Origin of the sequence: Allofournierella sp. CML151 (assembly GCF_027853465.1) — a bacterium.
Taxonomy (GTDB): Bacteria; Bacillota; Clostridia; order Oscillospirales; family Ruminococcaceae; genus Allofournierella.
In genome coordinates this window covers 215815-228223 of record NZ_JAPNNW010000001.1, presented here as the reverse complement: position 1 = coordinate 228223, position 12409 = coordinate 215815, and the positions used below count along the sequence as shown (strand labels likewise).

Genomic DNA, 12409 nt, shown 5'->3' with positions numbered 1-12409 from the left:
CAACCTTCATTCCCAAGGAGTTTTTATGAAGATTACTCACATCTGTCACAGCTGTTTTCTGGTGGAGCTGGACCACACTCTGCTGCTGTTCGACTACTTCCAGGGCGCGCTGCCCCCGATGGACCCGAAAAAGACGTTGTTTGTCTTTTCCTCCCACCGGCATCATGATCATTATTCCCCCGCAGTGTGGGAGCTGAGCGAAAGTCACCCCAACGTATTTTACGTGCTGGACGAAAACATTCCCGCCCGGCGCTCGGCCAACGTACTGCCCGCTGCCCCCCGCAGCCGGTACGACTGGCAGGGTCTTTGTATCGAGACTCTGCGCTCCACCGACGAGGGCTGCGCCTTTCTGGTACAGGCCGAGGGACTGTGGTTCTACCATGCGGGTGATCTGAACTGGTGGCACTGGGAGGGTGAGCCGGACGAGCAGAACGCCTGGCACGACAAGGCCTTTCACGAAGAGCTGGACCGCATCCGGGGCCGCTTTTTCGACGCGGCCTTCGTTCCGCTGGACCCCCGGCAGGAGGAAAACGCCTGGTGGGGCTTTGTGGACTTTTTGAAAGCCTGCCGCTGCGACAATGTGTTCCCCATGCACTGCTTCGAGGACCGGGCCGGGATGCTTGCCTATCTGAAACGGCCGGAGCTTGCCCCCTATCTTTCCCGCATTCATGCGGAAGAGGTCTGGCAGGGCTAAGGCCCCGTTTTTATCAATCCATTCCAGAAAGGAATTTTTGCAATGAAATTTAAAATGATCCATGAAAACTACAACGTCTATGACCTGGGCCGCTCGATGGAGTTCTACGAAAAGGCTCTGGGCCTGAAGGAAGTGCGGCGGATCACCGCTCCGGACGGTTCCTTCATCATCGTCTACCTGGCCAACGAGGAGAGCGATTTCCAGTTGGAGCTGACCTGGATGCGGGACATGGACCGCCCCTACAACCTGGGTGACTGCGAGTTCCATCTGGCCTTCCGCACCGATGATTTCGAGGCCGCTCACGCCCTGCACAAGGAAATGGGCTGCATCTGCTTTGAGAACGAAGCCATGGGCATCTATTTCATCCAGGACCCGGACGGCTACTGGCTGGAGATTCTGCCTGCCAAGCACTGATTTTAATGCGCACAAAAGCGCCCGCGCAAGCCAGACCGGCCGCACGGGCGCTTTTTCTCTTTCTTTTTATTCCATGGTCCCGTCGATGCGGCGCATCACGCTCCGATAGAGCACCACCGCAGCCAGCGCAGCCAGGGTCTCAGCCACCGGGAAGGAGGCCCATACACCGTTGAGCTCCCAGAAATGGGACAGCACCAGTGCCAGCGGAGGAATAACCACCAGCTGCCGGATGAGTGACACAGCCAGCGACTGTACACCCTTACCCAGGGCCTCGAAGCAGCCTGCCAGTACAGTGCCGAAGGTGGAAACCAGGAAACCAAGGCTGGTGATGCGCAGCATGGGCACACCGATGGCTACCATGGCGCTGTCTGCATCGAAGAGGGCCATGGTCTGCTCCGGCAGCAGCCAGGCGATCAGGGTACCCAGCGCCATGATGGCGGCCGTGAGGGTCAGGCTCCAGCGGATGGTGGAATGCATCCGATGCTTCTGGCGTGCGCCGTAGTTGTAGCTCACGATGGGGCGCATGCCCTGAATCAGGCCGTTGGCCGGCATGTACACAAAGGTCTGCAGCTTGAAATACAGGCCGAACACCGCCACTGCCAGCTCGTGCAGCTCCACCAGCAAAGCGTTCAGTATGCCCACCAGCAGGCTGGGCATAGCGGTCATCAGGCAGGAGGGCACGCCCACGCCATAAATCTTGCGGGCAATGTTCCAGTCCACCTTCATGTCCTTACGGGTGATATGCATGCCGGTCTTGGCCCGGAAGAAATAGATCATTGCCATGGTACAGGCGGTCATCTGCCCGGCCACGGTTGCCACCGCAGCACCCGCCACGCCCATGCGGGGCGCACCCAGCAGGCCGAAAATCAGAATAGGGTCCAGCACGATGTTCACAATGGCGCCCACGCCCTGCAGGATCATGGGCACAAACATGTTGCCCACCGACTGCAGCAGCTTTTCGATGTAAATATGGAACAGACTGCCGAAGGCAAGGCAGATGACGATGCGGGTGTATACCAGGCTCATAGCCAGCACCTGCTCATCGGTGGTGAACAGCCGCAGAAAGGGCTCGCTGCCGAACAGGCCGATCAAAAGAAAAGCCAGCGCGTGAATGCCGGTAAACACCATACCCATGGAGGCGGCTTTGTCCACGCTGCGCTGGTCGCCCTGGCCCAGACTGCGGGCCACAAAGGCATTGGAGCCCACACCGTAGCCCACCGCTATCGCCAGTACCAGATTCTGCAGCGGATAGGCCAGCGAAACCGCAGTGAGGGCATCGCTGCTCAGGCGGGCAACAAAGATGCTGTCCACCACGTTGTACAGCGACTGGATCAGCATGGACAAAATGGGCGGCAGCGACATGCTCACCAGCAGCGGCAGCACCGGCCGGCTGCCCATGGGGTTCTGGTTGATTCGTTCGGTCATTCCGGTTCCTCCTTGGCACAAAAAAACAGGGCTACAATCCCCTGTTTGTGAATCAGAAACAGGAAAATTTATAGCCCTGCGGTTTTTCGCATATTTAATTGCCGGTCACAAATCCCCGGCGTTTCGGCGGGTATTATAATAGCACCCTGTCCGGCTGCTTGTCAAGTGGGAATTTGCGGAATTTTTCGCTCGTATCAGCGCAGCAGATGGATATAGCCCAGCAGAGGAATCGGCTGCTCCTTGTCCTGTACGGCGTAGATCAGGCCCAAGATCCAGAGCACCAGACCCAGCAGGCTCACCAGATTCAACGCCATCATCACAATCCAACCCACCAGCGGAATCCAGCCCAGAACCCAGCTTGCCACCGAGGAGACTACCCGCAGCACCAGGAAAAACAGGTTCAGCACCAGTGCCTGATTCAGATGGAACCGGGAATTGTACCGGTCGCCCACAAAGTAGGCCAGGCACCAGCCCACCAGCGTGATATATGCCACAATGTTCGTTGCTTTTCGATCCATAAATCCACCTCATTTTGAAAACCGGCCAATTTCGGGCCGGTTCGACAAATCATTTTTTCTGATTATACCAGTCAAAAAGACTCTTTGCAATGCCACAGGCCGCACACCCGTCCGGTGCTTCGCATAGGATGGGCCAAAAAGCGAGGTGTTGCAGGATGAAAACGAATGCAAATTCCATGACAAACAGCGTGGATTTCTTTATGGGCGCTCTGGGGCCGAAGGGCTTCCAGGGCTACTTTGACTGGCTGGACACCCAGGAGCAGGTTCCGCTGTATCTGATCAAGGCAGGCCCCGGCTGCGGCAAGAGCACCCTGATGAACCACCTGGCCCAGGCAAGCCCACTGCCGGTGGAGCGCATCCACTGCTCCTCCGACCCGGACAGCCTGGACGGCGTGATCTTCTCCCGGCCCCGGGCAGCCATTATTGATGCCACCGCTCCCCATACCGTGGAGCCTGCCTACCCCGGCGCGGTGCAGAAGGTGGTGGACCTGCACCATGCGCTGGATAACGATTATCTGACCGCTCATCGGGGCGAGATTGTGGCCCTGTTCCGCCGGTGCTCTGCTTTGCAGGAGCAGGCGGGCCGGTCCATCCGGGCAGCCTCCTCCCTGCTGGAAGACAGCCGCCGCCTGGCCGCACCGCTGGTAAATGAAGAGAAGCTGCTGGGCTGGGCCCGGCGGCTGGGTTCCCGCAGGCTGCCCCGCACCGGACATCCCGGCAGCGAGAGTATCCGCCTGCTGAGCGCCGTGACCCCCAAGGGCCGGATGGTCTTTATGAACACGGTGGAAACCCTGGCCGATGAGTATATCGTACTGCACGACGAGCAGGGCGCGGCGGCCCCGCTGGCTCTGGCCCTGCTGCGCCAGATGGCCTTGGAGCGGGGATATTCCATCATCACCTGCCCCTGCCCGCTGCGGGAGGACGCAATCGACCACTTGTTTATTCCTGAATTGCGGCTTGCCTTTTTGACCGGAAATTCCTGGCATTCCATGGATCTTGAAAACCTGCAGAACGTACACTGCACCCGTTTTCTGGAAAAGGGCGGGTTGCGCAGCTTGCGGGCCCGGCTGCGGTTCGACCGAAAGGCAGCTGCCGAGCTGTTAAAGATGGCCAGCGAGGCCCAGCGACAAGCCAAGGCCAGTCACGATGAGCTGGAGAGCTACTACCGCACGGCGGCGGATTTCTCCCGACTGGACGAAATTGCTGAACAGCTTACCAAAACCCTGTTTGCGTGACCGGGCGCCCCTTTTGTGATACAATGGATTCAATGTGTATCGCGAGAGGGGCATTTTTCATGGAACAGATCCATCTTTCGGTGCGGCAGCTGGTGGAGTTTCTGTTGCAGACCGGCAGCATCGACAGCCGGTTCACCGGCTTTGACCGTGCCAATGAGGGTGCACGCATCCACCGGCGGCTGCAAAAGCAGGCCGGACCCGGCTACGAAGCTGAGGTCTACCTGAAGCAGGAATACACTGTGGAAGAGGTGGACTATCTGGTGGATGGCCGGGCGGACGGCATCTTCACCGACGAAGACGGCCTGACCGTGGTGGATGAGATCAAGACTGTGACCACCCCCACCGACCAGATCCACGAGGACATGAACCCGGTGCACTGGGCCCAGGGTCAGGTATACGCAGCCATTTACGCCCGGCAGCACGGGCTGGACAGCATCGCGGTGCGGCTGACCTATTTCCAGGTAGACGACGAGGTGGTGGTGGATTTCCGCCGGGAATTCACCGCCCGCCAGCTGGAGGAGTTTGTGCTGGATCTGCTGGCCCGGTATGCCCCCTGGGCCAAGCGAGCCGCTGCCTGGCAGGTGACCCGGGGCGAGGCACTGCAAAAGCTTCAGTTTCCTTTTGAAGAATACCGGGCGGGCCAGTATGCTCTGGCGGGGGCGGTATACCGAACCCTGCGGGACAAGGGCCGCCTGCTCTGCCAGGCGCCCACCGGCATCGGCAAAACCATGAGCACCCTGTTCCCCGCTCTCAAGGCCATGGGCGAGGGCTGCGGCGAGCGGGTGTTTTATCTCACCGCCCGTACAACCACCCGGCAGGCAGCGGAGGATGCGCTGGCCTTGCTGCGCAAAAGCCAGCCCGACCTTGCACTGAAAAGCATCACCCTCACCGCCAAGGACACCATCTGCCTGTTAGAAAAACGGGAATGTACCCCTGAGGTCTGCCCCTACGCCAACGGCTACTACGACCGCATCCGGGATGCGCTGTGGCAGGCGCTGGACGAAAACGAGTTCACTCGCGCCGCGCTGGAGGAGCTGGCCCGGCGATTCACCGTCTGCCCCTTCGAGCTGGGGCTGGACCTCTCGCTCTGGTGCGATGTGATTGTGGGGGATTACAACTACCTGTTCGACCCGGTGGTCAGTTTGAAGCGCTTTTTTGAAAGCGGCGGCGACTATCTGTTCCTGGTGGACGAGGCTCACAATCTGCCGGACCGGGCCCGGGAAATGCACTCGGCCAGCCTTTTGAAAAGTCAGGTGCTGGAGGCCCGCAAGGCTCTGGGCAAGGGCAAAAGCAAGCTGAAAACTGCCCTGGGCAAGCTGAACGACGAATTTTTGGAGCTGCGCCGCCAGTGCGACGAGGCGGAAAACCGCACCTTCTTTGAAAAGGAGGCCCGCACCGGTCTCAACCGGGTGATCAGTCGGGTCACCGGCCCCATGGAGGAATGGCTCACTGAGCACCGGGAAGGCACCGCTCACGACCTGATCCTGGCTCTTTACTTCGAGCTGCGGAGTTACCTGCGGGTAGCCGAACGGTACGATGACCACTATGTGACCCAGATGGCAGCCTTCGGCACCGACGTGCGCATCAGCCAGCTTTGCCTGGACCCCAGCGCCTTTCTGGACCAAAGCTTTTCCAGCGGGCGGGGCGCAGTGCTGTTCAGCGCCACCCTGTCCCCCATGGACTATTACCGGGACATTCTGGGCTGTGCCGAAGCTCGCTGCGCCGCACTGCCCAGCCCCTTCCCTGCCGAAAATCTGGGGCTCTTCTGCGCGGCGGACGTGAGCACCCGCTACAAGGACCGGCAGCAGAGCATCGAACCGGTGGCCCGGTATCTCTACGAAATGTGCCGGGGCCGCACCGGCAATTACATGGCTTTTTTCCCCAGCTACAGCTATCTGACCCAGGTGCTGGAGCGCTTTGAGGAGCTGTTCCCCGGGGTGCGCACCCTGGTGCAGCAGCCGGGCATGGATGAGCAGGCCCGCAAGGATTTTCTGGATGCCTTCCAGCCGGACGCCACCGAGACCCTTCTGGGATTTGGTGTGATGGGCGGCGTGTTCGGCGAAGGCGTGGACCTGGCAGGCGAGCGGCTGATCGGCACTGCCATCGTGGGGGTAGGGCTGCCCCAGGTGAACCCCCGGCAGGAGATTCTGCGGGATTACTTTGAAGAGAGCCGGGGCAGCGGTTTTGCCTACGCCTACCAGTACCCGGGCTTCAACAAGGTGCTGCAGGCCGCGGGGCGGGTCATCCGCACCCCGAAGGACAAGGGCGTGGTGCTGCTCATCGACAGCCGCTTTTCCCGGGCGGAATACCGCCATCTCTTCCCCAGCCACTGGGCCCACTGCCGCTGGCTCTACGGCCCCGACCAGCTGGCAGACCAGCTGCAAGGCTTCTGGGGTATGCTTTGACTGCTTGATGTTTTCCCCTTTTCTGTCATTCGGCGCAGGCCCTGCTCCGAACGGCACGAAATGGGGACTTTTCTTTTTCCTATCAATGCAGTATAATTAAATCATTCATCCCAGCATCGCGGCCGGTGCATCCCGCTCCTGGCCGAACCGGAAGGAAAGGAGACCCCGCCATGCGCCGAACAATATTGGCAAGCCTGCTTGCTGCCGCAATGCTGCTGAGCGGCTGCAGCCGCCCGAAGGACGCTGCCGTGCAGGACGCTGCCGTGCAGCCCGCAAGCAGCGAAACCGGTTCTCCTCAAAGCGAACCGGAACAGGAGGTTATGAACATGGAAACCACGGAAAATGTGATTTATCTGGCCGGAGGCTGCTTCTGGGGCATCGAACAGCTGATGCAGTCCATCCCCGGCGTAATCGATGCCCAAAGTGGCTACGCCAATGGCTCCGATGAAACCGACGCCAACTACCCCACCGTCTGTACCGGGAAAACCGGTTTCCGGGAAACGGTACGGGTGGAATATGACCCGGAGCAGGTGAGCCTGGACGCACTGCTGCTGGCTTATTTTTATGTGACCGACCCTACCGTGAAAAACCGGCAGGGCAACGATGTGGGCACCCAGTACCAGACCGGCGTCTACTACACAAACGACAAGGCGAAGGAAACGGTGGAGCGCATCGCGGAAATCGAGCGCAGCCGCAGCCGTTCGTTCAAGGTGGAGATCGGACCGCTGGTGAACTTCTACCCCGCCGAGGAATATCATCAGGACTATCTGGCAAAGAACCCCAACGGCTACTGCCATATTCCTCTTGTGGAAATGAAGCTGTTTTCCAGCCTGCGCATCGACCCGGGTGATTACCAGAAGCCCGCAGCGGAAGCCATTCGGGACAAGCTGACCAGCGAGCAGTACCGGGTCACCCAGCAGAATGGAACCGAGCGCCCCTTTGCCAACGAATTCTGGGACCAGTTTGAAAAGGGTATTTATGTGGACGTGGTCACCGGGGAGCCGCTGTTCTCCTCCACCGACAAATTCGAGAGCGGCTGCGGCTGGCCCACCTTCTCCAAGCCCATTGAGACGCCCGCCGTGGTGGAGCTGCCGGACGACAGCCACGGCATGCACCGCACCGAGGTGCGCAGCCGCTCCGGTGATTCCCACCTGGGCCACGTGTTCACCGGAGACCCCGAGTCGCCCAACGGGGTGCGGTACTGCATCAACAGCGCATCCCTGCGTTTTGTGCCCTACACAAAGATGGAAGCGGAAGGCTACGGCTATCTGCTGGACTTGTTTGAGAAATGAATCACGTTTCACAAAAAATGCCCCGGCTCTTCGCAAAGAGCCGGGGCATTGCTTTATTTTTCATTTCAACAAACAGGCATCCGCTTTTCAGCCCCGGGGCACCTCCACCCGGAATGTGGCACCACCACCGGGGGTGTCGCTCACTCCCAGCTGCACCCCGCAGCGCCCGGCCAGTTCCTGCGCCACCGAAAGACCCAGCCCGAAATGTTCCCGGCTGGAGCGGCTGGCATCTGCCCGCCAGAATCGCTGAAACACCGCTTCCTTAACCTGGTCCGGAATGCCGGGGCCATGGTCTCGCACCTCCCAACAGATCTTTCGTCCCTGTGCAGCACAGTACAGCTCAACCGCCGTGCCTTCCGGGGCATAACACAGCGCGTTATCCAGAAAAATGCTCAAAATCTGGCACAGCTCCTCCCGGCAGGCCTGCACCGGCGGCAGCGGCTGCGGCGGCAGAACCACCTGAAGCCGGCGCCCGGCACTGTGTGCAGCAGGCTCCCAGGCCTCTGCCAGATCCAGCAAAAGCGTGTCCGGTTCCAGCAATTGAGGCGCACTAGACCGCACCATTCCTCCACCGGACAAAATCAACAGCTCATCAATCAGGCGGCCCATTCGGGCTGCTTCTGCATCCAGAAGACCAATGTGTCGTTTTATCTCGCTCTCCTTTTCCAGGGGCAGCACTGCCAATCCGGCTCGCAGCACCCCCAGCGGTGTCCGCAGCTCATGCCCTGCCGCACGCACAAATTCCTTCTGCTGCTCCATGGCCTGACGCACCGGCTGGATGGCCCGCCCGGCCACGTTCCAACAGATTGCCGCCAGCAGCCCTATGCCTGCCACCGCCACCAATGAAAAGGCTGCGGCTGCCCAGTAAAGGGTTTGTCGTTCAGTGTGCAACGGCTGCCAGGCAATCAGCATCCGCCAGCCCTCGCCGGTGGTTTGTTTGCAGGCGCTCAAGCGCACCGGACCGTCTGAAAGCTTCACATGCTCCAGCTCCACCGTTTCTGTCTGCGAAAAAAGCGGCGGAAGCTCCGGGTCAAATCCCGCCTGCCGGAGCGCCTGCCAGACCGGCTCCATGTTAGCGCTTTCGGTCAGGCCGGAAAGCACAAGCGGCTGCCCGTTTTCCTCAAAATAAAGGCACAGCCCGTTCTGAACTGCCGTGTTCTGCGTCTGGTTCAGATCCAGCGCATTCTCTGTCTCCCACCGGCTGCTCAAACCGGCAACCGCCGCTTCAAACGCGGCCTGTCTCTGGGCGGTGTAGAGCGACGCGCACAGCAGAAAGGACACCACCGCCACCGCCAGCACCACACATCCGGTCAATGCCGCTGCCAGCAGCGTCAGGCGGCGGCGCAGCCGGGCTAGCATTCGCATACGCGGTAGCCCAGTCCGCGTACCGTTTGAATCTGCACACGGCTGCCCACCTGAAGCAGGCGCCGCCGGGCAAAAAAGATATAGTTGTTCAGATTGCCTTCCTCCACCTCGCTGTCTGCACCCCAGACCCGGTCCAGCAGCAGCTCCCGGGGCAGCACCTGCCCCGCGTTGCGAAACAGAAAGGCCAGCAGCGCGGATTCCCGGCCGGACACCTCGCATCGTCCAACGGGTCCGGTGAGCAGACGGGCAGCAGCATCCAGTGCCACGTCACCGCAGCGTACAAGCACTCCGTAACCACCGCTGCGGCTTCGTGCAAGGGCCCGAAGCCGGTCCAGCAGCTCCGCTGCGTCGAAGGGCTTTGCCAGATAATCATCCGCTCCCGCGTCCAGGCCCTCCACCTTGTCCGCAGGCGTGCCCAGGGCGGTGAGCATCAGCACCGGCAGCGTAAAGCCCTCGCCCCGGACCTGTTGCAGCAGCCGCATTCCATCCAGTTCGGGCAGCATCCGGTCCAGAATCATCAAATCAAACTCCCCTGTGCGCAGTGCCTCCAACCCGGCAAGACCGGTGGCGGAAATGGTCACACAATGGCCGTCCCGGCGCAGCAGTTGTTCCAGAAATTCACATAGGATGCGGTCATCTTCGACCAGCAGGATTTGCATGGCGGGGTCCTCCCTTTCCAGGATCATATATAATTAGAATAAGGCTGTTTGGTCTATTTTTTGTCTAAACATTTTTAGACGAAAATTAGACCGTCCCCCTGTATCCTGTGTACAGAAAACAAACAGGAGGCGAATGTATGAGACAATGGATTCGAGCATCGGCACTGGCCGCCGCCCTGGCAGTGCTCTTCACCGGCTGCAGCAAGGCCACCGTGGAGGAAACCCAGGCTGCGGGCGGCTATATCGAGCAGCAGATTGAACTGCCCGACCCTGACTTCTACTGCACAAATGCCGTTCCCAATGCAGATGGCAGCGTCACCCTTTACAGGGCAGAAAATGTGCAGGCGCTTTACCGCCAGGAGGGCTGGCAGGGAGGCGCGAAAAGCTATCTGGTCCAGCCGGACGGCACCGTTTCGGAACAGGTGCTTGCCTGGGACCAAAAGCTGGCCGAAGCCTGCACCGGCGGTGTGTATGTGTTCAGCATGGCCGCCGATGAAAACGGCGTTCTTTATGTGATGGCTGCGAAGCAGTCGACTCTGGACGCGCAGGAACCGTTCCTGCTCTGGCAGGTGGAGGATGGTGATCTGGCCGCCATCCCGGTGGATTTCACCGGCTGCGAACTGGTCCCCTCCGACGCCGCTGAGCCAGGTGTGCTCTGCACACTGGCAGGCGTCAGCAACGGATGGGTTTTTGTGGAAGCCAACGTTGGCCGCTGGGCCATATTCGGAACGGACGGCAAACTGGTCAACCAATCGGACAATTCCCTGCTGACCGGTCAGTCCCGCATCAGCTTTCAGGCGGATGCGGTGCGCAGCGGCTATGTCTGGTCGGGAACAAAACGACTCCGCTCCCGCCTGGACTTTGCCGGATTTTGAGAAAGCCAGTACCCTCTCGCTGCCCATGGGGCGCATCTTTCCGAACTGGCAGGGCAACGGCTTTTTCCATCTTTCCAACGAAGCGGGCGAGGAACGGGTCGTTTCCCATTATACCCTGTCCGGCAGCACCCGGGAAATTCTGATGCACGGCGCCGATTATGCCTGGGGTCCCTCCTCCACCGATGTATTTATCGGCTGCGCTGCAGCAGACGGCTCCCTTTGGCTTGTGGTACAGAACGGCAGCGGTCAGCAAACCTTATACCGCTATGTTTATGACCCCGGCAAAACGGTAAAAAACACCCTTACCATCTTTTCCCTGGAAGAGAGCGCGCTGGTACGTCAGACCATTGCCGCCTGGAACACGCTGCACCCGGACGTTCGAGTGGAATACACGGTGTGCCTGACCAGCACCGAGGGAACTGCCGCCACCCGGGAGGACGTGGTCCGCCAGCTGAACACCCGCCTCTTGGCGGGAGACGGGCCGGATTTGTTGATTCTGGACGGGCTTTCGGCGGACTCCATGATTCGTCAGGGGCTTCTTACCGATTTGACCAGCCTGGCTGACTGGAGTGCCGTGCGGGACAATGTACTGGCCAGCTATGCCACGGAAGATGGGCTTTATGCCATTCCCGCAGGCATGCGGGCTTACATCACCGGCGGAAGGCCTTCCACGGTGGATGAGCGAATGCAAACCCTGGAAGGCATTGCCTCTGCCATGGAGGAAACCAGTGGAGAACTTCCCTGCATGACCTTTTCTCCCGCGCTGTATGAACATCTGTTTGACCTGTTTTATCCGGCCAGCTCCGGTTCCATCTGGCGGGACGGAGTCTTCCAGCCGGACGCCTTTACCGACTTCACCCGGCAGCTGAACCGGATCGCCCATGCTGCTGGCGCACAGACCATTCAAACCTATAATTCTGCCGCGGAGGACACCCAGTCCGCCAGCGGTGAAGCGCTTTACAGCACTTTTGGTTTCGGCAACCTGAACAGCTTCTGGAACGGTGAATGTCTCTGGTTTGCAGAAAGCTGGGAAAGTGCCGACCAGGCCATAGGCTTCGGAACGCTGGAACGGGATGCGGACGGCCGGGCGAGTTATTCAGCGGGAGAAGTCACCCTCTTTCCTCTGCCGGGTGTGGACGCAAGCGGGACCGGCGTTTTTGAGCCGCTTTGCGCTGCCGCTCTGCCCGCCGGGGGCAGCAATCAGGAGTTGGCCGTGGAATTCATCCAGCTGATGCTCAGCGACAAAATGCAAAGCGCTGCCGGGCTGGATGTGCTGCCGGTGACGCAGAGTGGCCTTGCCGCCGCGCTGGACCGGGTGCGTGAAACCGACCCCTTCACTATATCCAACGACGAAGACGCTTTGATAAGCCGTTTAACCGCGGTTTTGCCCGATGAGGTACTGCAGCAGGCCGCCCGCGAGGCCGCATCCCAGCTTTATGACGGTACCCTCACAGAAAGCGAAGCCTGCGATGCGGTGAAGAACGCCGCCGCGCTTCGGCTGGCCGAGCAGCAATAAATCAATGTTGT

The 12409-nt window shown here is 60.1% G+C and carries 11 protein-coding genes; 7 read left to right on the top strand and 4 right to left on the bottom strand.

Translation table 11 applies throughout. The annotated features are described in order from the left end of the window. The first annotated feature begins 25 nt into the window (after positions 1-25). Entirely contained in the window at positions 26-694 is a 669-nt protein-coding gene (locus PH256_RS01115; protein WP_087184282.1) for an MBL fold metallo-hydrolase, read from the top strand. A 42-nt stretch (positions 695-736) separates the two neighbouring features. Further along, entirely contained in the window at positions 737-1108 is a 372-nt protein-coding gene (locus tag PH256_RS01110) for a VOC family protein (RefSeq protein WP_087184281.1), read from the top strand. A 66-nt stretch (positions 1109-1174) separates the two neighbouring features. Here the strand turns inward: PH256_RS01110 and PH256_RS01105 are convergent, their stop codons facing one another. Both PH256_RS01105 and PH256_RS01100 read right to left on the bottom strand, forming a co-directional pair. Next, positions 1175-2533, bottom strand: coding sequence for an MATE family efflux transporter (locus PH256_RS01105; RefSeq protein ID WP_270912645.1), 1359 nt, complete (start codon positions 2531-2533; stop codon positions 1175-1177). Between the two features lie 194 nt (positions 2534-2727). Beyond that, positions 2728-3051, bottom strand: a complete 324-nt coding sequence (locus PH256_RS01100; RefSeq protein ID WP_270912644.1) for a hypothetical protein — start codon at positions 3049-3051, stop codon at positions 2728-2730. A gap of 176 nt (positions 3052-3227) precedes the next feature. Here PH256_RS01100 and PH256_RS01095 point away from each other — a divergent pair, with 176 nt between their 5' ends. The 3 genes from PH256_RS01095 to msrB all read left to right on the top strand — a co-directional run bounded on the left by PH256_RS01095 (position 3228) and on the right by msrB (position 7983). Continuing rightward, positions 3228-4286, top strand: a complete 1059-nt coding sequence (locus PH256_RS01095; RefSeq protein WP_270912643.1) for a hypothetical protein — start codon at positions 3228-3230, stop codon at positions 4284-4286. Positions 4287-4345: 59 nt separating this feature from the next. Next, entirely contained in the window at positions 4346-6691 is a 2346-nt protein-coding gene (locus PH256_RS01090; RefSeq protein WP_270912642.1) for an ATP-dependent DNA helicase, read from the top strand. 320 nt (positions 6692-7011) lie between these two features. Continuing rightward, positions 7012-7983 (top strand): peptide-methionine (R)-S-oxide reductase MsrB, encoded by a 972-nt coding sequence (msrB, locus tag PH256_RS01085; RefSeq protein WP_442866642.1) that lies wholly within the window; start codon positions 7012-7014, stop codon positions 7981-7983. Positions 7984-8070: 87 nt separating this feature from the next. Here the strand turns inward: msrB and PH256_RS01080 are convergent, their stop codons facing one another. Beyond that, complete coding sequence (locus tag PH256_RS01080; protein ID WP_270912640.1) at positions 8071-9348, bottom strand: sensor histidine kinase; 1278 nt, start codon at positions 9346-9348, stop codon at positions 8071-8073. Next, on the bottom strand, positions 9336-10034 hold the full coding sequence (locus PH256_RS01075; RefSeq protein ID WP_270912639.1) for a response regulator transcription factor: 699 nt from the start codon (positions 10032-10034) through the stop codon (positions 9336-9338). The genes PH256_RS01080 and PH256_RS01075 overlap by 13 nt, the downstream gene beginning before the upstream one ends. A gap of 110 nt (positions 10035-10144) precedes the next feature. Between PH256_RS01075 and PH256_RS01070 the strand changes: the two genes are divergently transcribed. Together PH256_RS01070 and PH256_RS01065 are read left to right on the top strand one after the other, a co-directional pair. Beyond that, positions 10145-10882 (top strand): hypothetical protein, encoded by a 738-nt coding sequence (locus PH256_RS01070; protein ID WP_270912638.1) that lies wholly within the window; start codon positions 10145-10147, stop codon positions 10880-10882. Then, positions 10827-12398: an ABC transporter substrate-binding protein gene (locus tag PH256_RS01065; RefSeq protein ID WP_270912637.1), complete on the top strand. Its 1572-nt coding sequence runs from the start codon at positions 10827-10829 to the stop codon at positions 12396-12398. Before PH256_RS01070 ends, PH256_RS01065 begins: the two co-directional genes overlap by 56 nt. Positions 12399-12409: the final 11 nt, after the last annotated feature.